This window comes from Roseomonas aeriglobus (assembly GCA_016937575.1).
GTDB lineage: Bacteria > Pseudomonadota > Alphaproteobacteria > Sphingomonadales > Sphingomonadaceae > Sphingomonas > Sphingomonas aerigloba.
This window is the reverse complement of sequence record JAFHKN010000002.1, coordinates 3,171,339-3,192,542: the sequence shown is the minus strand read 5'-3', so window position 1 is coordinate 3,192,542 and position 21,204 is coordinate 3,171,339. Positions and strand designations below refer to the sequence as shown.

At 61.8% G+C, this 21,204-nt stretch carries 18 protein-coding genes; 4 read left to right on the top strand and 14 right to left on the bottom strand.

Features of this window, described 5'->3' with window-relative positions; genetic code table 11:
* Positions 1-176: 176 nt before the first annotated feature.
* Positions 177-440, top strand: coding sequence for a PilZ domain-containing protein (locus tag JW805_15570; protein MBN2973428.1), 264 nt, complete (start codon positions 177-179; stop codon positions 438-440).
* A 312-nt stretch (positions 441-752) separates the two neighbouring features.
* Here the strand turns inward: JW805_15570 and JW805_15565 are convergent, their stop codons facing one another.
* Together JW805_15565 and JW805_15560 are read right to left on the bottom strand one after the other, a co-directional pair.
* Complete coding sequence (locus tag JW805_15565) at positions 753-1,394, bottom strand: pilus assembly protein (protein MBN2973427.1); 642 nt, start codon at positions 1,392-1,394, stop codon at positions 753-755.
* A complete protein-coding gene (locus JW805_15560; GenBank protein ID MBN2973426.1) occupies positions 1,391-1,759 on the bottom strand; it encodes a hypothetical protein in 369 nt (122 codons plus the stop codon). Before JW805_15560 ends, JW805_15565 begins: the two co-directional genes overlap by 4 nt.
* A gap of 63 nt (positions 1,760-1,822) precedes the next feature.
* On the opposite strand from JW805_15560, the gene JW805_15555 reads away from it, so the two are divergent.
* Positions 1,823-2,580 (top strand): IS5 family transposase gene (locus JW805_15555; GenBank protein ID MBN2973425.1). Its coding sequence is split into 2 segments (ribosomal slippage): positions 1,823-2,144 and positions 2,144-2,580, totalling 759 coding nucleotides; the frame shifts between segments, so codons are not numbered across the junction.
* On the opposite strand, the gene JW805_15550 is transcribed toward JW805_15555, so the two are convergent.
* From JW805_15550 to JW805_15530, 5 genes are all read right to left on the bottom strand, one after another.
* Complete coding sequence (locus JW805_15550; protein MBN2973424.1) at positions 2,511-2,771, bottom strand: pilus assembly protein; 261 nt, start codon at positions 2,769-2,771, stop codon at positions 2,511-2,513. The two genes, JW805_15555 and JW805_15550, sit on opposite strands and share 70 nt — an antisense overlap.
* 32 nt (positions 2,772-2,803) lie before the next feature.
* Positions 2,804-4,696 (bottom strand): Tad domain-containing protein, encoded by a 1,893-nt coding sequence (locus JW805_15545; GenBank protein ID MBN2973423.1) that lies wholly within the window; start codon positions 4,694-4,696, stop codon positions 2,804-2,806.
* Positions 4,697-4,958: 262 nt separating this feature from the next.
* Positions 4,959-6,731: a diguanylate cyclase gene (locus tag JW805_15540; GenBank protein MBN2973422.1), complete on the bottom strand. Its 1,773-nt coding sequence runs from the start codon at positions 6,729-6,731 to the stop codon at positions 4,959-4,961.
* Positions 6,732-6,757: 26 nt separating this feature from the next.
* The gene (locus tag JW805_15535; GenBank protein MBN2973421.1) at positions 6,758-9,091 is read right to left on the bottom strand and encodes an EAL domain-containing protein; all 2,334 of its coding nucleotides are present in this window, start codon (positions 9,089-9,091) and stop codon (positions 6,758-6,760) included.
* A 92-nt stretch (positions 9,092-9,183) separates the two neighbouring features.
* Positions 9,184-11,934: a FecR domain-containing protein gene (locus tag JW805_15530; protein ID MBN2973420.1), complete on the bottom strand. Its 2,751-nt coding sequence runs from the start codon at positions 11,932-11,934 to the stop codon at positions 9,184-9,186.
* Positions 11,935-12,124: 190 nt separating this feature from the next.
* Between JW805_15530 and JW805_15525 the strand changes: the two genes are divergently transcribed.
* Both JW805_15525 and JW805_15520 read left to right on the top strand, forming a co-directional pair.
* A complete protein-coding gene (locus tag JW805_15525) occupies positions 12,125-13,723 on the top strand; it encodes a ShlB/FhaC/HecB family hemolysin secretion/activation protein (protein ID MBN2973419.1) in 1,599 nt (532 codons plus the stop codon).
* Positions 13,723-13,977, top strand: coding sequence for a PilZ domain-containing protein (locus JW805_15520; protein MBN2973418.1), 255 nt, complete (start codon positions 13,723-13,725; stop codon positions 13,975-13,977). Before JW805_15525 ends, JW805_15520 begins: the two co-directional genes overlap by 1 nt.
* A 478-nt stretch (positions 13,978-14,455) precedes the next feature.
* On the opposite strand, the gene JW805_15515 is transcribed toward JW805_15520, so the two are convergent.
* The 7 genes from JW805_15515 to JW805_15485 form a co-directional block, all read right to left on the bottom strand.
* A complete protein-coding gene (locus tag JW805_15515; protein ID MBN2973417.1) occupies positions 14,456-15,097 on the bottom strand; it encodes a hypothetical protein in 642 nt (213 codons plus the stop codon).
* Entirely contained in the window at positions 15,084-15,680 is a 597-nt protein-coding gene (locus tag JW805_15510) for a hypothetical protein (GenBank protein MBN2973416.1), read from the bottom strand. The genes JW805_15515 and JW805_15510 overlap by 14 nt, the downstream gene beginning before the upstream one ends.
* Before the next feature lie 116 nt (positions 15,681-15,796).
* On the bottom strand, positions 15,797-16,255 hold the full coding sequence (locus JW805_15505; GenBank protein ID MBN2973415.1) for a hypothetical protein: 459 nt from the start codon (positions 16,253-16,255) through the stop codon (positions 15,797-15,799).
* Positions 16,256-16,383: 128 nt separating this feature from the next.
* Positions 16,384-17,010: a hypothetical protein gene (locus JW805_15500; protein MBN2973414.1), complete on the bottom strand. Its 627-nt coding sequence runs from the start codon at positions 17,008-17,010 to the stop codon at positions 16,384-16,386.
* 2 nt (positions 17,011-17,012) lie between these two features.
* On the bottom strand, positions 17,013-17,498 hold the full coding sequence (locus tag JW805_15495; protein ID MBN2973413.1) for a hypothetical protein: 486 nt from the start codon (positions 17,496-17,498) through the stop codon (positions 17,013-17,015).
* A gap of 183 nt (positions 17,499-17,681) precedes the next feature.
* Positions 17,682-19,487 carry a MobA/MobL family protein gene (locus JW805_15490; GenBank protein MBN2973412.1) on the bottom strand — a complete coding sequence of 602 codons (1,806 nt, stop codon included), beginning with the start codon at positions 19,485-19,487 and terminating at the stop codon, positions 17,682-17,684.
* Positions 19,488-19,683: 196 nt separating this feature from the next.
* Entirely contained in the window at positions 19,684-20,736 is a 1,053-nt protein-coding gene (locus JW805_15485; GenBank protein MBN2973411.1) for a ParB N-terminal domain-containing protein, read from the bottom strand.
* Positions 20,737-21,204: the final 468 nt, after the last annotated feature.

Below are 21,204 nucleotides of genomic sequence, written 5' to 3'. Positions count from 1 at the left end.
ACCGTCCGCCAGATCGCATCGACGCGCTAGCCTACCTTTGAAACTTGCGTGTCGAGCGATGTCGTGCGGGCGCGCAGCAGCGCTGTCCGCCGCTATCACCGCTTCTTTACCCTTTCCGTGCAAAAACGGTCAGCATGTCGACAGCTGTGCATCAAGTTAGAATGCCCCGTCAAAGCGTGTTCCTATCTGCCACGGCGGAACGCTTTGGGCGGGCCGCGACGACGATGCACAGGGTCCGCAATCTTTCCACGGCGGGCGCATGCATCGACGCCTGCGATACGTTCCGCGTCGGTGAGACGCTCGTTATCGGGATTGGCACGCTCTCGGAAGTGGGTGCGCAAGTCCGCTGGGCAAAGGACGGTCTGATCGGGCTACAATTTGTTGTGCCGATCGAAATCGCCTCCGCGTTGGCACGAACGGCAAAGCCGCCTCAGCCTTAAAATGTCCGCACACGCTATTCCGGCGAAGTCCTAAGGCTTTTTATCGCAACCGGCGGGGTACTTGCCGGTACGCCAGATCGCGCCGACGCACGGGACCATCGTTTGGCGTCGGCCGCGCGAAGGTTGTCGCGCTCGCGCTACCTGTTCTGGCGGTGCATACGCGGGAAGGATGCGAAGGGCTGTCCAATTCGCCCTCAGCCCATGACGCCAAAAAGGGAACTTCCAAAGGGCAATGCCACTCACTCTGCTTGAAAGTTGATAACAACCCCGTGAACAGACTGCTGGCATCAGCAGAGGCCAATAAACGGGTTACTAAAGCCCCGTTGGGCTGCTGCAATTTTTCTTTGGTGGGAAACGGTTGTCGGGAACCGGAGACGTGAAGTCCTTAGACCTCGCGCGGAACATAGAAACCCGAGTGATTGCCGGGTCAAGACTCGCCATGCGAAATGGTAGCATCGAAAACAGTGGTTGGTATTCGTAGCTTATTTGGACATGGAACATTACCTCGTCTAGGTTGAGTGTCCGCCCATTCGGCAAGGTTGCAAGTGCATTTGCCTGATTGCAGCCAACAAGGGGCGCAATCGTCGCATAGCCGCCGTCGAAGCGCTGCCATAGAATCCGATTCTCGACTATTGAGTTGTTGTCGTTATCAGTTCCCTGTACCCCTGTAATTACGATGCGCCCGAAATTGCGTAGATCATAGGGCTTTGCACTAAGATCGAACGCGTTGAACAAATCATAGATTTGCGCCTCGGTGACCCCGATCTCGCCACTGCCGCTTTGCGCCACCAGGTCACTCGACATTGCGGCCAAGCGTTGAACCCGGTTGGTAGCCATGACGAAGTTTCCAAATTCGATCGCGGTCAGCGTGAAGCCTAAAAAGATCGGCAGGATAAGCCCAAATTCCAGGAACGAGACGCCACGGCGGTCGTCGCGTAGTCGTTTCATAATCATGAGTTACGCCTCAGCGTCTCGTTACGCACGACAGTAGTCGCTGACAGTGGGACGACGCCGTCTGTCATGCCGGTGACCACCCCGACGAAACCGAATAATACACGCTTGGGATAAGTGACAGTGTAGCTAACAACGTCTCCCGGCCCGCCTAGCGTTCCTGACTTTGGCACGCTGGCGTCCCAGCGCCCGTTCTTATTACGGTCAACATAGGGCTCCCCCAAGTCATATGTGCCATTCTTGTTGCTATCGGTGTACAGTTCCGGCGTCACTGAAGCAAAATCGGCATAGACCTTCGTCACTATGGAAATCTCGCGCCCAGCCGGCGCGGGAAACTGCTTCATGTCGAGCTTGATCCGTGCGTTCATTAGGGTCAGGACCCATTGATGTGGGAGGCGCGATCTGATTCAGGCTCCGTGAGGAGAGAGTGGATGAGCGACCTGTACTGGCTGACGGATGAGCAGATGGCGCGTCTGCAACCGTTCTTTCCCAAGAGCCATGGCAAGCCTCGGGTCGATGATCGGCGGGTGCTCAGCGGCATCATTTTCGTCAATCGCAACGGGCTACGCTGGTGTGATGCACCGAAGGACTATGGGCCGCACAAGACGCTCTACAATCGCTGGAAGCGGTGGAGCGAGAGGGGTATTTTCCTGCGAATGATGGAAGGTCTCGCGGCAGCGGAGGCCGTGCCGAAGACCGTCATGATCGACGCGACCTACCTGAAGGCACACCGCACGGCATCGAGTCTGCGGGTAAAAAAGGGGATCTCGGCCGTCTGATCGGCCGCACGAAAGGCGGCATGAACACCAAACTGCACGCCGTCAGCGATGCGGACGGGCGGCCCTTGAGCTTCTTCATGACCGCCGGGCAGGTCAGCGACTACACCGGCGCGGCAGCCTTGCTCGACGATCTGCCGAAAGCACAGTGGCTGCTTGGCGACCGTGGTTATGATGCCGATTGGTTCAGAGACGCCCTGGAAGCCAAAGGCATCCAGCCCTGCATCCCGGGCCGCAGATCGCGCAACGAGCCGGTCAGATACGACAAGCGCCGCTACCGGCGCCGCAGCCGCATCGAGATCATGTTCGGCCGTCTGAAGGATTGGCGCCGCGTCGCAACTCGCTACGACCGCTGCCCAACCGTCTTCTTCTCTGCCGTCGCCCTCGCGGCCACCGTCATCTTCTGGCTATGACCAATGAGTCCTGACCCTACCGCAATGCGTTCAGCCTCACTTGATTCAAGAGTTGCCGTCGCCGCGCGCGCGGCCTCCATCACAGACCCTTCAAGCACTTGGCGTGCAAATATCTGGTGGCCGATCTCTACCGCCCCACAGATCAAAAATAACATTATCGGTGACAGAAAGGCGAACTCGACGATTGTCACGCCACGCTCGCACTGAGACAGTGTGGCCATGATTATTTGACCAGGTGCAGGTCGACGAGCTCGGACGCGATGTCGTCAAACGCTGCTTTTAAGGTTGCCGCGTCGGACGTCCGATAAACGTGGCTAGGCGCGCATTTCTCGAACATCGATAGCGTGCCGGCGTCCGTAGTGGTCAGCGCGACGATATAAACTTTCGGCGGGTTAGCCTCAGCCTGCAACGACGCACAGGTTTTAGCAAAGCGCCGCTCCGACTGACTGATTAAGTTACCAGCGTTTGCGCTAATCGGCGCATCCGCATAATTTCCGTAAAAAGTCCAGGTGCGGTCGGTATATCCGTTCTGCGTCGTACCCAGGGCCGTCTCGCCATCTGTCATGAACACTAAGGCACGTTTTGCCCGTTCGTTGACAGGGTTGACCCGCTTGAAAATGTCATCGCGGACCAGCAATCGATATCCCCACAACAAACCTGCGTGGTGCAGTGTGCCGTTGGCGGGATAGATCGCGGCGTTTTTCTGACTTACTACGTTCAGCCAATAGTTCTTCGATCGACCGTAGGTGATCGGCTCGGCCTCTTCCGGACACTGCCAATTGGGGGAGGGTGTTTCAGTCTTGTTCTGACTGGAGTTGTCCGTGGATCCACCGTCGGGATTGATGCGGTAAGCAGTTGGGTCGCGCCAATCCGCGCTTAAACGCGGAATGCGATCGTAATTTACTTTAAATGGCGTTCCGGTGTTCGTTTTGAAATCCCACGTCATGGTGGATGGATCGTAGTAGGCCCCACTCGTTGTCGTGATTACGTCGTCAGCCGCCGTCGTAGCACCGTTATTGAGCCCGAGGTAATATTGATAAAACCAGCGCCGATAGGGATTCGACGCAAAGTTGTCACCAGAAAGGTCCATATTCAGCATAGCGTCGGCGTAGCTCGCATGCAGCCGATAAAGGTTGAACCCAGGCTCTACTGACGAGTATTTGTAGAAATCACCGGTCGAGTTAGATTTTGCTGCCGCATCGGCGGCGCTCGCAGCAATCCGAGGAACGTAGAACGGCGGGATAAAATATGGCTCAATAGACGGATGTCCATTCTCACCTGGTAGCGTGCGGACGATGTCCCAAGCGCCGGGGTCGGCATAACTTACAGTAGAGGTCAGGTCGCGCACGGTCGTGTCGCCGAAGACACATCCCTTCCAAGCCAGCGGCTGTGTGGGCCATATGCCGCCATACGAGTTCATATACTGATCATTGTAGGCTGCCTTTTGCTTCACCATTCCCGACGGCAGCAACTTTCCGACGTTGACGGTGATATCGTACATCACGAAACCGAGCGCCAGGTCGGCGCGCGACTCGGCGCCCTGATAAAGGATGTCGAGAAAGCTGCGCGAGGCGTCCTTGAGGGCCGAAATGCGCGTCTTGATCACCCCGGTTGCATCGGCAGGCAGGTTCGCCCTGAGCGAGCCAGTGTTATCAAGCACCATCATGACCTCAAGCGGGTGCGGCTGTATTTCAGCGGTCGCTATCGCCTCTATCGATTGCTGCGAGAACCCAAACGCGCGCATGAACGTCATTGGCAAATCTATTGTCGCCTTGACCGTCGTTTGATTGCGATTAGCTACAGATTCAAACCGCGGTGTCAGCGATAGGTTTTGAGCACCCATCGTGCCGTTCGGGAAGTTCCCAAAGAAATACGCGTTGACCTGACTTTCGCGGGATGTCGGCAGACTGCCGGATACGTTGTAGGCTCGAGCGCCTGCCAAGGCCGCAGCATCAACCCCGGCCTGTAGCGCCGATTTTGCAACGTAAATCCGCCCCATGTCGATTGCTGACCCGAGAGCAATGATGACAGGGATAAGCCCTATCGCCATCATGGGCAACACTGCCGCACGATGATCATCACGAAAGACACGACTTGCGCTAAACCATCCTGGCATAAACCCGGTCCTTTAAGTGCTCGAATTATTACAGGATGGAGTAAACGGGGGGTTAACGACAAAATTCAATTGCAAGCTACACAACCGCTTACGTTCATCCGTTTCTTGGCGAGAGCGCGATTTCTGCAATGCCGTCGGATGGCTGAAACTTTAGAAAGCGGACGGGCTTATCCGTGAGAGTTATCCGAAGGAAAATCCGAGCGAATCCGCAACGTTTACAGAGGGACGAGTTTCTTCGAACCTCCGTTGTAGGTTGAACCTGTTAGGCAGCTAGCCTCAAGCGATCCCGACCCGCTTTCTTGGCCTCGTAAAGCGCCCGGTCGGCGGCGGCCAGAACCCCTGCGGCTGTGACGGCTCTGTCATACCGAGCCACACCGCCGCTGACGGTAACATGGATGCTGACTCCCGCGACCGAAATCGAGGCCGAGGCAACAGCCACGCGCAACCGATCGCAGATCAACTCGGCCTGTTCGGCTGTCGCACCAGGTAGAATGACCGCGAACTCCTCGCCGCCGAAGCGCGCGACGAAGTCCCTGTCGCACATCCGATCACGCACAAGATCCGCGAAGACGCGAAGAACCGCGTCGCCCGCAGCATGACCATAGCAATCGTTCACCGCCTTAAAATGATCGAGGTCAAACAACGCGACACATCCAAAGCCATCTGGTCCCGCGCGCTCAATTGCGAGATTGAGCTGCGCGTCAAACGCGCCCCGATTCGCAATGCCGGTTAGCTGGTCGGTCATCGCCGCCGCAAGAAGTCGTCTCTCGACTGATTTGCGGTGGTCGACGTCACGGATCGCGCTCACCAATCCGTTTACCCTGCCCGCCTCATCGATGACTGCACGGGTCTGGGTCTCGAACCATCGCGTCTTACCAATCGAATCCCGAGCGCGGAATTCGGCGATGACTGTGCAATTTGGGTCTGAGATAGCTCTTGCATGCGCTCTAATTACCTCGCCCAGGTCTTCCCGGTGGACCATCTGCGAAGCGCGACGGCCGATCACGCCTTTGGGTGTGTACCCGTTAATCTGTTGGATCGATGATGAAGCGAACCGTATGCGGCCGCTCAGATCGAGATTGACGATGATGTCGGTCGAATTCTCGGTGAGGAGCCGATAGCGCGCCTCGCTTTCGTGCAAGCGTCGATAGAGTGCGTTACGGCGCGCGAGTTCCGCGCTGATTGGAAGTATCGTGAGGACTATGCACGCTAAGTAGAATTGAAAGAATTGTACTCGCTCGCCGACTGGCCCGGTCAACAGACCAAGGGGTCCGTGCCCAGCAATTGTAAGCCATCCGCTGATCACAGTTAGCAAGACGATAGACGCGGCCGCGCCTAATCGACCCAGTCGAAAGGTAGCCAAAATTATGGGAAGCATGGGCAGGAACAATAGCGGAAATCCGTCCTGCGCAAACACGAACACACTGGTAAGGGGGACAAGCAGAATTAACGCAGCCGCTTCAATTACTGCCGCCGGCTTCGCCATCATAGCCCAAGCCTTGGCATCGCCGCGCAGGAAATAAACGGCGATCGGGGTGCAGGTCACCGCACCCAAAGCATGGCCCGCGTACCAGTGCGCCCAATTGCCCCAGTAGCTGTCACCGCCAAGCACCGTCGCCACTGCTGCGCCGCCGAACGCACTCAGCGCAGGAGCCGCCCCGCCTGCGGCGAACAAAAACCAAGGGAGGCTTGCCCGAGACCCCGTCTTGCTGGGGCTCGGGCTAACGCGCCGAAGGATTAACGCCGCCGCTACTACCTCAAAAAGGTTCACGCATGCCATCGGGATGGCCGCGACAACCCCGAGGCCGACCCAGGCGGTTGCGACCATCCCAGCGAGTGCGCAGCTCGCCAAATGCGGCATCCAGCGCGGAGGCCGCAGCGTCAGCAATCGGGCAAGGAGCGCGGCGTTTGCCACAGAGATAAAGGCAACCCCGCCTTCGAAGCGGGTCAGCTTAATCGCGGCAGCAGCTAGCGTGAGATAAAGCACGCCGAGGAGCAGTATAGACAGGATTTCTTTGATCGATCGTTTGGGCATATCGTCTGCCTAGGATTCGACTATCGTCACGCGACTTTTGCTGCCTTGCTGGATAGCATTGCGGTAATCTCGTTCGCATCGACAGGACGACTGATGAGATATCCTTGCGCCATGTCGCAGTTGATAGAGGAGAGAAAAGCGAGGCAGGCTTCGTCTTCAACGCCCTCCGCGACGACCTTCAGCCCCAATTCGTGGGCGAGGTCGACGGTCGAGCGGACCAGGATTGCATCGCCACGATTCTGATGGGCATATTGGACGAAGCTCCGGTCGATCTTCACTTCGGTGAGCGGCAAGCGCTTCAAATATGACAGCGTTGACTGGCCCGTGCCATAGTCATCCATCGAGACCGCGACGCCCATTTCCCGGAAACGCGTGAGCGCCGCCTGGGCGGCTTCCGGCTCCACCATCGCGGCGGATTCGGTCACCTCGAAGATCAGTCGTTCGGGCGCGACGCCGGTGCGATGCAAGAGCGCGATAAGATCGGCGTTGAAGCTGTCGGAGCTAAGCAGCTTCGCCGACAGGTTGACCGCGGCGGTCAGCGCGTTCCCATGCGCCGCCCAACCGTTCAGATCGGCAATGGTCTGCTCGATCACGGCCAGCGTCAGCCCCTCGATGCGGTCGTTGCGCTCGGCAAGCGGGATGAACAGGTCGGGGCGCAGGAAGCCTCGCGTCGGATGGTCCCAGCGTACCAGCGCCTCAACGCTGGCAATGCGGCCGGAAGCGATATCGAGCTTAGGCTGATAGTGAACCGTCAGTTCACCCCGCTCGACAGCTTCGGTCAGTTCCCCCAGCAGCGAGAGGTCGCGGTCGACAGCCTCACCCTCCGCGTCCGTATGAAGGTGCCATCCGCTCTGCGCCTCATGCGCCTGCTCGGCGGCAAGAGCGGCATTGGCGATCGTCTGCTCGGAATCTTTGGCGCAGCTATCGGCGATACCGATGGACAGGCTGACATCGATCCGGCGTCCGCCGATCTCGATCGGTGACAGCATCAGGGTGCGGAGGGTCGCGTAACGGTCTGCGGCCTGATCGATGGCGATCGTCGCCGGCCACGCCAACATGCGGTCGTTGATGCGATAGATCTGCGCGTCCTGGCTGACCAGTCGGATGCGGTCGGCGAGACGAAGCATGACCTGTCCGGTGGCGTCGGTCGACAGGCCGCTTGCCAACTTCTCGAAATCGGCGATGCGCGCGACGACGACGCCACCCGTCGCGGTGCCCCGCAGGAGCGCGGCCAGCGCCTGGCGATTGGGCAGCCCGGTCACCGGGTCGTGCAAGCGTCGGGCGTGCCAGGCAAAGATCAAGCGCGACGCGATGGTCGCGACGAGGGTACAGCCGAGCAGCAGCAGCGCGGGGACCAGTGCTACGACAGCGCCAAACGCCGCCTGCACACCAACCGCCAGCAGGAAGAGAATGATGGGGCAGGCCACGCCAACGACGGCAAGGTCGAAACTGCGCCGCGCCCGGACGATCCCCACCGAGAGCAGCAGCGCGATGACGACAGCGACGGGCCAACCGATCCGGTACGGTACGCCGCGCGCGAGCGTTTCCGCGGCAAGCGCTTGCACGATGACGCCGGGAACGACGCCGTAATTTGGGATAGGATAGCGATCCCCCAGTTCGATCGCGGTCGCGCCGACCAGGAATTGCCGGCCCCGAACCGCGGCAGGGTCGAACCGCCCGTCGCGGATGTCGATGAAGCTGTGCCGGGGGATCGTCGTCGGATCGATGGCATAATCGATCGGAAAGGATGCCCCGGCGGCACCGGCCCGCCCCGCCAGCATCGCCGACAGCGACGGCCGCGGCATTCCATCCGTGACGGTTCCGATCGGCGCCTCCCGGATGGCGCCATCGCGATCGGGCAGAACACTGACGGCGGCCAGGGCGGCGTTCTGCCGCAACGCCGGAGCAGGGAGCGCATCGATCTCGGCTGCGTCGCGGCTGTTCGACCGCTGCCGAAACGTCGGAAGGATGACGCGCCCGGCCGCACGATCGATCGCCGCGGCCAGGGCGGCGTCGCCCGTGCGGCTGGAGCGTGAGGAAAAGTCGATGTCGAAGGCGATCACGCTCGCGCCCGCTGCACGCAGCCGATCGACGACCTTCGCATGTTCCGCGTGCGACCATGGCCAATCATCGATCGCGGCGATACTGGCCGCATCGACTTCGACGATGTGCAGATCGCCGCTTGCCGGATGGCTGCGTAGCGCGGCGCTCCAAGCCGAGAGCATTCGCTCTATACCGATGCCACTACCGGTCACCCCGCACAGCACGGCGAGCGCCAAAGACACCGATACGATGCCGACCATCACATGACGCGTGGACAGGCGATTGCGAATTCCGGCGGCAGAGAAGCGAAGGTCCATCGCGGCATCCTGCCGGAGAATGACTAATGTTTTCTCAAGGATAGCACCCGGCTTGAACGATATTGCAGGGCCCTCCGCATTGCGGGGCGAGGTTAGATGCCCACGCCCTTCTTAAGATCCTCGACGGCCTTTTTGGCCTCGTCGGCAGCCTTCTTGGCGGCATCGTCCGCCGCCTTCTTGGCCTCGTCGGCGGCCTTCTTCGCATCCTCTGCAGCCTTCTTGGCGACATCCTCGGCAGCCTTGGTCGCCTCGTCCGCCGCCTTTTTGGCATCCTCCGCAGCTTTCTTGGCCGCGTCGTCTGCAGCCTTTTTGGCGTCCTCGGCAGCTTTCTTCGCGTCTTCTGCGGCCTTTGCGTCGAGTTTGGCCTGCTCCTCGGCAGCCTTCTTCGCATCCTCCGCCGCCTTTGCGTCGAGCTTGGCAGTTTCGTCTGCGGCCTTCTTGGCCTCTTCGGCAGCCTTCTTTTCCGCGTCCGCCGCCTTCTTCGCAGTGTCCGCCGCGTCCTTCGCTGCGTCATCAGCCGCCTTTTTCGCGTCCTCGGCCGCCTTTTTTGCAGCGTCGGCGGCCGACTTGTCCAGCGCGTCCTGCGCCTTTTTCGCTTCCTCAGCCGCCTTCTTGGCCTCGTCAGCAGCCTTCTTATCAGCCTCGACCGATTTTTTCGCCGCATCCTCAGCGGCCTTGCGCGCCTCGTCGGCGGCTTTCTTGGCGTCGTCCGCGGCCTTTTTTGCAGCGTCGGCCGCTGCCTTGTCTAGCGCATCCTGTGCCTTCTTCGCGTCCTCGGCAGCCTTTTTCGCGGCATCGGCAGCGGCCTTGTCGACAGCATCCTGCGCCTTCCTCGCCTCGTCGGCTGCCTTCTTGGCTTCGTCGGCGGCCTTCTTGTCGGCCTCGGTCGCATTCTTGGCCGCGTCATCGGCGGCCTTGCGCGCGTCATCAGCGGCTTTCTTGGCGTCGTCCGCGGCCTTTTTTGCAGCATCGGCCGCCGCCTTGTCGAGCGCGTCCTGCGCCTTTCTGACCTCGTCGGCTGCCTTCTTGGCCTCGTCGGCGGCCTTCTTGTCGGCCTCGGTCGCATTCTTGGCCGCGTCATCGGCGGCCTTGCGCGCGTCATCAGCGGCTTTCTTGGCGTCGTCCGCGGCCTTTTTTGCAGCATCGGCCGCCGCCTTGTCGAGCGCGTCCTGCGCCTTTCTGACCTCGTCGGCTGCCTTCTTGGCCTCGTCGGCGGCCTTCTTGTCCGCCTCGGCCGCATTCTTGGCCGCGTCATCGGCGGCCTTGCGCGCGTCATCAGCGGCTTTCTTGGCGTCGTCCGCAGCCTTTTTTGCAGCATCGGCCGCCGCCTTGTCGAGCGCGTCTTGCGCCTTTCTGGCCTCGTCGGCTGCCTTCTTGGCCTCGTCGGCGGCCTTCTTGTCCGCCTCGGCCGCATTCTTGGCCGCGTCATCGGCCGCCTTGTGCGCATCATCGGCGGCTTTCTTGGCGTCGTCCGCGGCCTTTTTTGCAGCGTCGGCCGCTGCCTTGTCGAGCGCGTCCTGCGCCTTTCTGGCCTCGTCGGCTGCCTTCTTGGCTTCGTCGGCGGCCTTCTTGTCGGCCTCGGCCGCATTCTTGGCTGCGTCATCGGCAGCCTTCTTTGCATCGTCCGCCGCGCTTGCGTCGTGCTTCGCCTTGTCGTCGGCCGTCTTGGCGTCGTTCCTGGCACTTTGTTCGGCGGCCCTTTGTGCCGCTTCGGCGGCCTGCCGGGCATCGTCTACAGCCTTTGCTTCGTCACGCGCACGAGCTTCTGCAACACGTGCCTGTTCCGCAGCCTCGGCGCGAGCGGCACGGTCCGCTGCTTCGGCAGCACGCTGCTCCGCCTCGACCTTCTCCCGTGCGGCTTGTGCTGCAGCTTCCGCGGCGACGTCAGCCTGTCGTTGCGCTTCTGCGGCACGCGCCTGCGCGTCACGGGTAGCCGCCTCCGACGCCTCGCGTTCGGCACGCGCCCTCGCTTCGGCATCAGCGGCGGGCAAGGGACGCACATCAACCGTGGTCGTCGCCGGCGAGACCGCGATCGACGCAAGCTGGACGGGAGCGGGACCGGTGATCATGCCGTTGGTCACCTTGCCCAAATCCACCGGCTTCTCGACGATCACGGTCGAGACGACGTCGTTCGCCGGAACGTCGGTCGATGGTGCCGGTGCGGGTGATCCATTGCTGGTGCCAGGCGGCGGCGTATCCGACGGCGGCGTGGGTGTCGGCGGGGTATCCACCGCGGGCTGCGCCGCCGGCGGTGCCGATCGCGCGGGGGAATCGACGCTGTGCGCGTTGTCCCCTTGGACCGTCAATCGGTATCGATCCGCCGCCGTGACCATCGCCAGCGAACCCGGTCGGATGAGTTCACGTGCGCCGCCATCGTCGGTCGAAACTTCGACCGCGCCCTCGACGACCTGCATCGACGCCCCTTCGCGGGAAACGGTAACCGAAAAAGTCGTGCCCTTCACGACTGCGGCCAGATACGGCGTCTTCACACCGAAATGCGGGTTCGGCTGCTTGTCGATTCGGAACAGCGCCGTTCCCCACTCCTGTAGGATCTGGATCAGGCCGGTCTGCTGTGCCGCCTCTGGCACGCGAATGCGGCTGTTAGCCGAGACGGTCACGAACTCGGGTCCGCGCACCATTACCGCACGACTGCCGGGAGCTGTCTGGACCGTGGCCCCCGGCGCGATCGTCATGCCACGCTCGGCCGGCCGCGTTCCGCGAGCGTCGGTTACCGTTACCCGACCGCTCGCTTCGCTCAGCTGCCAGACCCGCGCCTGCGCCAGCGCCGATGTGCTCGACAGCAGGCATAGCACTGCAACGCCGGCGCGAAAGATCGTGGACATCAATGGATCCCCTTTTGACTCATCGTGGCCAATAGGACCCAGAGATTTCCACGCTCTTCTGACTCTTGGTTAAATTCCGTAAATTTGAGCATTTTGTAACACTTTGGCTGCTACTGCTTGGACTTCGTGAATACTGCAGGCCGTAAAATTGATGCACATCAGAGTCTGGACAAGTGCTTGCGCCATCGCGATGGCGCCGCCCGCGCTTGCCCAGACAGCAATCGATCGGGTCGATCCGGCGCGGATCGAGCGCGACAATCTTCCCAAGCCCGCAAAGGTTCGCGAACCGACACCCGTCGTCGAGGCGACCGGACCTGCGACGGCAGTGCCGGCAAGTGGCGCGATCGATGTCGGCGCCATTACGTTCGATGGCTTGCAGGGCCTGACGGAACGCGACTTTTCCGACATCGTCGCGCGCTACATCGGGCGGTCGCTCGGCGCCGACGACCTGATCCGGCTGACAGAGGAGATCGGCAGCCGCGCGCGCGGTCGCGGCTATGTCTTTGCTTCCGCGTCGATCGTGCCACAACGCCTTGCCGCCGGTGTTCTCAAAATTCGCTATGATCCGGGCGTGCTGGAGGCGGTGCGCATCGACGGCGATGACAACTCCGCCGTCCGCGCAGCGCTCGCGCCGTTGATCGGGAAACCGGCGCGCATGAACGAGGTCGAGCGTCGCCTGCTGGTCGCCGGCGATATCGACGGCGTCACCATCCTGCGCAGCGCCTTCGTCCGCGAGGACGGGCGCGGGACGCTGGTCGTAAAGACCCACGCGACCCAATCGCGCATCCGTGCCGTGCTGGAGAACGACAGTACGGCGCCGATCGGTCCCGAACAGCTGCGTCTCGATGCCGACATCAACGGCGTCTTCGCATCCGACGACGCATTCACGGTCACGTATGTGACTACACCGTTCGAACCCGACGAGCTGCAATATGTGCGTACCGGATACAGCAAGCGCGTCAGCCGCGACGGTACCGAAGTCGCGGTTGCTGTCGCTGCGTCGTCGACGCGCCCGGGCGCCTATCTCGATGCGTTCGACATTGCCGGCGACAGCGTGTCGGCGACCCTTTCCCTACTTCACCCTCTTCACCGTCGTCGCAACGCCAGCCTATGGTTTGGTGGCAGCCTGAGCGTGCGCGACGTCGAACAGTTCCGCGCGGGCGAGCGGCGCCGGCGTGACCGCATCGTCGCGGTCCGGGTTAGTGTGAACGGTAACATGCAGGCCGCCCGCGGTGTTCTTCGCGGGACGCTCACGCTTTCGCGCGGGTTGGACGGCCTGGGCGCCACGCGGGCCGGGGATCTGATGGCGTCGCGTGATGATGCCGACGGCACGTTCACGACGCTACTCGGCTGGGCGGACTGGACCCGGCCGCTGGGCGGCGGGGTCAGCCTGCGTCTCGCCACCCAGGCACAGATCTCGAGCGCCCCCCTACTCGTCGCCGAGGAGATCGGCATCGGCGGCAGCGCCTTCCTGCGTGGCTACGACTATAGCGAACGGTCTGGTGACCAGGGCTATATGGGCCTCGCCGAGCTGCGCTACGACTGGCGCAACCCCCTGGGCCTGGGCCGCAAGGCGCAACTTTACAGTTTCGTTGATGGCGGGCGGGTGACGAACCTTGCCGGGGGGTTCGGTGGTGGCGGACTCGTGTCCGGCGGCGGTGGTGTCAGGGCCGACGTCAGTTCATCGATCGATGCCAATGTCGAAGTCGCGGTGCCGCTGTCCGGCCCACGCTACGAGACCGATAGTCACGACCCCCGCCTAAACCTCCGCTTGCTGAAGGTGTTCTGATGCCGACCTCCGCCACTGAGCGCCGCGACGCTGTCCGAACCAAAGTGTTTGAGGTGTCGATCATCACTTCGAACGGCAACGAATATCGCGCGCATCTGCTGGACGTCAGCGACACTGGCGCACGCGCGCATTGCACGCACGCGTTCGAGGTGGGCCAGCAAATTGCCGTACGCTGGGACAGAGCAGATCGGCCTGCGCTGGTATGCTGGACGCAAGCAGATGGTAAGTTAGGGTTGCGGTACGTCGGGACCTGAACCGGATCGCCAACCTGCTCATATGAGTAGCCTCTAACGTTTCAAGGCACGGGCGATGCTGACGTCCCGGGGTCGGGTCCGCGGGCATGGAATTGCAGGGGTCCTCACGTAGTTTGATGGCATGGGATTCGTTGACGATTACTCCGAACTGCCGGAACAACCCGTTCGACGACGATGGCGCGATATCAAGGTCACGGACTTTGTCCGCAAGTTGGATCGGTAGTCGTTAGGTGGATCAGACTTCACGGCGGATCCTTGCCGTCATACCTATGCTCTGTCCTCTGCCAACCCGACTTGTCCGGTTCAAGCGACGGACGCAGGACGAACGGCAGCGATCGCCACCCGAAAGCGTACTCGCAGTCTTGCCCGGACAAACTGGCTTGAACGAACGGCAACTTTCGGGATCGATCGAGCGGAACCAGAATGGCGGAGATGGGGCGCTGAGCCGCCGAAGTCGCAAGCAAGGACGGCGACGCAGCTAACGATAGCGCTTAATTTTGAGAAACCACCTATCGCGGTCCTGCTGTGTAACCCTAGAGTTCGCGCATGGCGCAAGCGCTTCCGCATCAAACCTTTCGGCGCGACCGGCCAGGGCTGTGGCGATGGCGCGGCATGGCGTTTCGGACATCGCTAGCGTGATCCCGAATGCGATTCTGCACGAGCCGGCGCTACAGCTTCCCGGCCCAGGCGCGCCATTGATCGCCGCCCATCCGGGGCCGGTCAGCGACGTCCTAAACGACCGCGCCGGACGCTTCTTTCGGGACGTGTTCATGCGTCGATTGTTTCGACGCTCATGGGTACGGGCATCGCCGGGGTCGAGGGTGCGGCGTGGCAACGGCAACGCCGCGCGGCGCCACCGGCGTTTCGTCCTGCGGCGGTCGAACAGCGCGGCCTCGCCTTCGCAGCGATCAGCAAACATGCCGCCACCGCCTAGCCGACGGGCAAGAGCGTCGACCTGGCGCGGCACAATGCACGCATCATCGCCGAAGTCGTCTTTTCCGTGCTGGTCGATTGCACCGTCATCGTCGATCCGTCGGCGGTAGCTGTCGATATGCCTGCCTAATATCGCGCGTATCGCCGGGTTCGGGATGCGCGACCTGCTGCCGCTATCCGTATCCATTTCCCTCCGACGCGCGGAATTGTCCGGCCAATTCGCGAAGCCGGCGCTTCAGTCGCGTGCGCAGCGCGGCGAGCGCGCGATGATCGATTTCGAGCGCCTGTTCCAGGCGCTGACCAATCAGTCCGTCGCAAAGGGCCTCCACGAGGTCCAGAAGCGCGCGGTCGCCGGCAAGGGCGGCGCGTACCTGTGCAAGCAATCGGCCATTGTCGACGGTAGATATCGTAATCGATTCAGGTCCGAGATCGTCGCTGGCGAACAACGCTAGGAACTCCGGCGGCACGATAAGTGGCCGCAGGACGCCTTCGCGCTTCTCGATCTCGTTGGAGGCGATGCTCTTCATTGCGCCGATCATCGTCCAGATGGCATCGCGACCGCGATCGATCTTTCGCGATCCGCGCAGCACACGGTAGCAGGCCTCTTGCAACAGGTCTTCCGGATCCATGTTGGCCCGCTGACCCATCCGGCGAGCTGCCAGCTTTAATCGCTGCCATTCGGAAGCTTCAAAATGCCGAATGAGAGCCGCGACCTCGTCTGCGGCCAGCGGCTCGACATGGATGTCAGCGGCTTTGGGGCGTTCGAGCACGCAGCTTCCAATCCATACAGCGGCCGCCGAAGAAAATTCCGACACGCCTGTCGGAATTTCTTTTGCCGACCGCTTGTTAGGATGAGGTTACCGCGACACTCGTGATTTGCGCTGGCCTAGTTCGGGCAAGGCAGGCTGGGGCGCTTAACCTCGGTCAGCTTTCCACCGACCAAGCGGTAGCAGGGCAGGCGCTCGTCGCTGGCCATGAACACGCCGTCCTGCCCGGGAAGCACCGCAAGCACATAGCCGTAGTTGAGCACGAGCCGGCGATTACGGCGTGTGGCGATTCCGAAGGTCATGGGCACGGATAGGTCCGGTCCGACTTCGGCGATGATCCAGCCGGTGACGTTCGTCCCTGCCGTGTACTTCTTGATCATGGCCAGATCGACCGGCGTGAGATCGGGCGAGGCCGTGACGAAGGTATCGCCGACCGAGACCAGTACCATGCTGTGATGGACTGCCTCCCCCCGGTCGAACGCAGCGACCACTCCAGGCCGCTGACTGGCGGCCATGGGCACCACGCGGTGCAGCGCGTCGTTGACGGATTCGGTAGTCTCGTTGGCGAAGATGGTCATGGGATGAGTTCCGAGCTGGGGTCCGTCCATCCGATCCTGGTTTTCTCTCCAGTCCCGTGGACACCCAACTATTCCCGCCACCCTTTCGAAGTCGGGGCCGGCTGTGATCCCCAGCCAGCCCCTCGGTGTCATGCACCGATCTTTTCGAGTGCGTCGCGCAATCTGTGCCAGTCGGCTTCGAACGCGCGGTGCATGTCGGCCGGCGTGTCCTCGAACACGGCATGCACTTCACCGAACCCGGACAGGCGGTGCGTCCGGCAGAGGGTCAGGACATGCAGATGCGGTGTCCGGATCGACCGCGCATCCCCCGGCATGTGCTGGACGATGATGCTGCTCAGGCGTTTCGGCTGGAGGCACATAGCGGTGTACATGTACGCCATGTGCATCATGGTGTGACGCGGCAGGTCGGCATTGAAGCGCAGCGTCTGCACGACCGCGAGCAGGTTCTGCCCGGCATCGGCTGCGTCATAGCTCATGACCAGGTCGCGAGCGCTCATGTCCGGTACGCCCCGTGCGAGCACCACGCGGTGATCATGGGCAGTCGTCGCCCAGCCGGCGGTAACCGGCACCGGCGACGCTGCTGTCGGCTTGCACGGTTGGAGCTTTGCGCATGCCAGATCCGCAGCGCAGTGCTTGCCGCCCGCACCGTCGGTCGCCCACAAGATGGCGAAACCGAAGTCACTGTCAGAACTGGTGTGCGCAGGATTGTCGAACACCATGTCCATCGCTGCGCCGGGGCTGATCCATTTCGCCATGCTCAGCCCTCCAGCGCCTGATCGACGAGCGCGCGTGCGTCGGCAAGGCCGCGGACGCGCGCATCATTGTCGGCGTAAGGCACTGCCACCGCCTCGAGGCGACCCGCGCCGAGCAGAAACGACGGCGCGTGCTTGGCCGAGCTGACTTCAGGGACGAGCCACAAAACGCCCTTGTCACTGAGCCACGGCAAGAACGGCCCGAACCAGACCACGCCGCGCGACGACCATACCGCCAGATTGGCGGTGGTCTGGCGTTCGCCTGCACGGCCCTTGCGGATCGAGATCATGAGCGCATCGCTGCGCGCTTCGCGCACCGCGCGGGTGACCGGAAAACGCGCGCCTTCGCTGACATCGATGCTGGGTACGAGGAGCAGTTCAGGAACCGGCAGATAGAGGTAGTTCCAGAAGTCGGGCGACAACGACACCTGGGCGTTCTCGTGGATGGCCCAGCCGGCGTGCTTCACGAGCGTTAGGCTCGCGCCGATCACTTCGGCTTCTGATACGCGGCGGGCGTAATTCTCATTCATCAATCTGGTCTTCTTGCTGGCCCGGTCGCTGTCGGCTGCAGACGCGACGAGGGCAGGGGGATTTCACCTTTTCGGCACAGCCGCAGGCGTGATCCCAACTTCTCTCGATCATCGATCGTGGCGCGCGCCGCGTGCCGGTACCGTTCAGCGGTCGGGGCCGCCCCGACCGGTTTCGGGCAATTGCAGGGGTTGCGGGCGCAACCCCTGGTCGTCCGGGTCAATTCCTTCTGGCGCAGACCTCGGGATAGCCGCAGATGCTACCATCTCGGCGTCGCGACGTTCGCGGGCACGTCGCTCGATCCAGTATTTGCGCGCGCGTTCGAGCATGGCGGCAAAGTCGGCATCTTCGCGCATCAGGAGCACAGCGCGTTGCAGATGCTCATCCTGGGCCCCGAAATCCTTCAGGGTCAGATTCCGACCAGGATCGAACGGTTTTGGACGTAGTGTCGTAATCTCAGCCTCTGCGGCGTGGATCGACCTTTGGCGCGAGCGGTCGAAAGCCGCCTGGATCTGGTCGTCATCTTCGAACGGTGCGACGGCGGCGAACAAAGGCTCGCGTCGATCGTAGTGATCGACGGATTCCAGCCGGTAGTAGGGACGTGACTGGCCATCGGCAGCAGACGCCTTGATCAGGGGCAGATGACGCTGTTCATCGAGGTGTCTCACCAGGTCGGCGATCATGCGGACACGTGCAGGATCGTGTCGATAGTCGGGTACGGGCGTTGCGGTTCGGGACGGGGCGCCTTTTGGGGCGGGGCGAGGACCCTTGGCGATACTCGCTACCGCGCGAACTGACGTCTTCCCAGCAGATCGGTGCTGCGCGATGCGCTGACGGGCTTCGGCCGCAAAATCGCGAACCGGCCAGGCGGCGACCTGCTTCGAGAGCTCAAGCAATTTTTGAAGGATGGGCTGAACCCTGTCGTTGAAACCCTGCTCGGCCTTCATCGACGCCAGATCACGCTCCTTGCGCTCGATGGCCTTCTTGCCCGGCGAGGACTTGCCGTCCGACTTCGACATAGCCGGTAACCCGCGCTGCGCGTTGCTCAGGGGCGTAAAGCGCCGCGCGTGCCCGGCCCGCTCCATGGCCCGATTGAAGATGTGTGCGATCTGCCCGCGCATCTCGGTGATGAAACTGTCATCGTTCAGGTCGCTGTGTTTCTCGGCCGAAAACGCGAACACGTTCATGCCGAGCGTCTCGACTGGTCGCATCGAGAAGAGCAGGTGTGCGTGGAAGTTGCGCTGGTCACCCTGTGCGTCGGGCGCGTGAAGCACGCCGACATAAGGGAGGTCGTGATGGCCGAGGATGGCGCAGATCTCGCGCAGCACCTGTTCTCGCTCGGCCGACGTCAGTTCATGTGGCAGGCTGATGACCGCCGACATATAGACCATCGCGTTCGCGCGATCGTTGCGCTCGAAATCCTCGAGCGACTGGAAGAACCCTGCCAGGATTTCCGGATCGTCGCTGATGTTGCTGACGATCCCGCCGCCTGAGATTTCGCGAGCGTCGGCGCGAATGATGTACCGCAGGCAACTCACGGTTTCGCCGCTGCGGAAGAAATGGGCGCGGTTCTGGCGACGTTCGCCGAATCCGCGCGAACGGACCTTGAAGTGGAAGCTGCTGAATCCGTCGCCACGCTTTACCGATGCGCGCGTGAAGGTCAGCGCCAGCATCGCTTCGAACTGGCGGTCACGCTTCGTGACTTCGCGATGCGGACGAGGTTCCACGATTGCGCGGACCGTCTTGCGATACTGACGTTCCTGTTCGCGAACCGCGCGCCGGATCGCGACGCCTAGCGCGCGATGGTCGGCGTCGGCCTTGAGGCGTGCCTGCATCTGTTCGCGCAAGACTTTGGCGCGCTTTTTCTTCTCCGCGCGCTTCTCATCCAGTGCGAAGGAGATGTCGGCGGATGACGCTCTTCGGTTCTGAATGTACCAGCGCGTATTGGCCATGTCGCAGCTTCCTGTTGCTGGCGAAGCTGGAAAGTGTGGGCCCCAAGCATTTGAGATCGGCAACGCAGCATCACAAATACGTTATCGCGCGGCCCACACTTAAACCCACTCCTCCCGCTTCCTCTTTCTGGTTTCGGATGTTTCGTGCCGCAGCGGCACGGCAGGGGGTTGCGCCCGCAACCCCCTGGGCGGCGCGTCAGTTGACGAAGAGGCGCACCAGCGCCGTGGTGATTGCCGCGCCGACCTGGTCGACCGGATACTGATCGACGGCATCGACCGTTACGATGAGCGCGCCCGACCTGGTCCGCTTGGCCTCGCCGATGACCTGATCTTCGTCTTCGAGAACGATCTCGACGACGCGAACGCCTCCTTCGAGTGCGCGCTCCACCCGCGCGGCACGATTGGCGTCGTTGCGATCCTCGGCCGACGACGTGTCGAAATCGTCGTGAACGACGTCGGCATTATCGCCGTCATCTCCGGCTTCAGCTCGCTGTTCGCGGACCACCGAGTGCAGATGCGCAAGCGAAGCGTTTACAGCTTCCGCGGTGTCGCTGGCGACGACCTCGCCGTTGTCTGACGCGTCTTCCACTGCGAGGGCGAGCGCTTCGCTGCAGCTCGCGAACAGGACGTGTGCATCGATCCTCTCGCCGACAATCAGCAACTCGGCGAGGTGGCGCGCGAGGATCAGCTTTTGCTCCGGCGTCGCCCAGGCGACGTTGAAGCGGCGAGCCGATTCCGCCTCAATTTCATGCTTGTTCGCAACGAGGAGGAGGAACGGTTCGGGCAGGGCGGTGACGTTACGGGTCCGACCAACCGTGCTTTTTGCGAGGTCGAGCTGGCGGGCAATCTCGCCATTGGACATGTCGGCCGCAAGACGATCGAACAGCTCGGCACGTTCCCACTGGCTCCAGTCGCGGGTACTCGTCTGTTCGGCTGCAATCATCAGCGCGCCAAGGTCCAGATCGCCGTCGATGGTAATCACTGACAGGTGGATGTCGTGTCCCTCGGCGCGCAGCTGGCGGATCGCTTCGGCGCGGCAGGCACCGAAGACCGTGTACATCTCGTCACGGACCGCCAAAACCGTGGCCGGTACGAGCTGGCCGGATTGGACGATGGAAGCCTTAAGCTTGTCGATGTGTTCGGCGGCGTTTACGAGATCGCGGCGGTTTGCGGGGTGCGGTGCGCACTGCGCCGGGTCGATCTGAATGATCTGCGCTTCGGTAAAGCGGCTGCGGGAAACGTCGTTCATGTGATCCTCCGGGTTGAGGATCACCGCAGTAAGCAGAGGGCTAGCGGGGATTGGAGGATAGCAAGCGCCATTTGACCGGCGCTTGCTATCCAGTCTTCACAACATTTTCTGACCGAACCTAAGCCGCAACTTGCGGATAGCCTTCTTTCGCTCCGCTGCGTCGACAGCGGCCGGCATAGCATCGCTCAAGTCGCGGATGGCCTCGGGCCGGTCATCTTCATTCTGCTGTATTGTATCGGGCATGGTTGATCTCCTTCGTGGAGCAACCAGTCTCGATGATCCGCCGAACACCGTTGGAGCATAGCAAATCAATAAGGAGATTATCATGACGAAGCGAGGTACGCACCCACCCATGCTGTTTGAGCTTCAGCGACGGATGGGGACAATCGACCGCTTTGCGCACAGCCATCAGCAGAAGCTGCAGCAAAGCCAGCTCAATCAGTCAAAGAGTTTTCGAGATAAATTTAA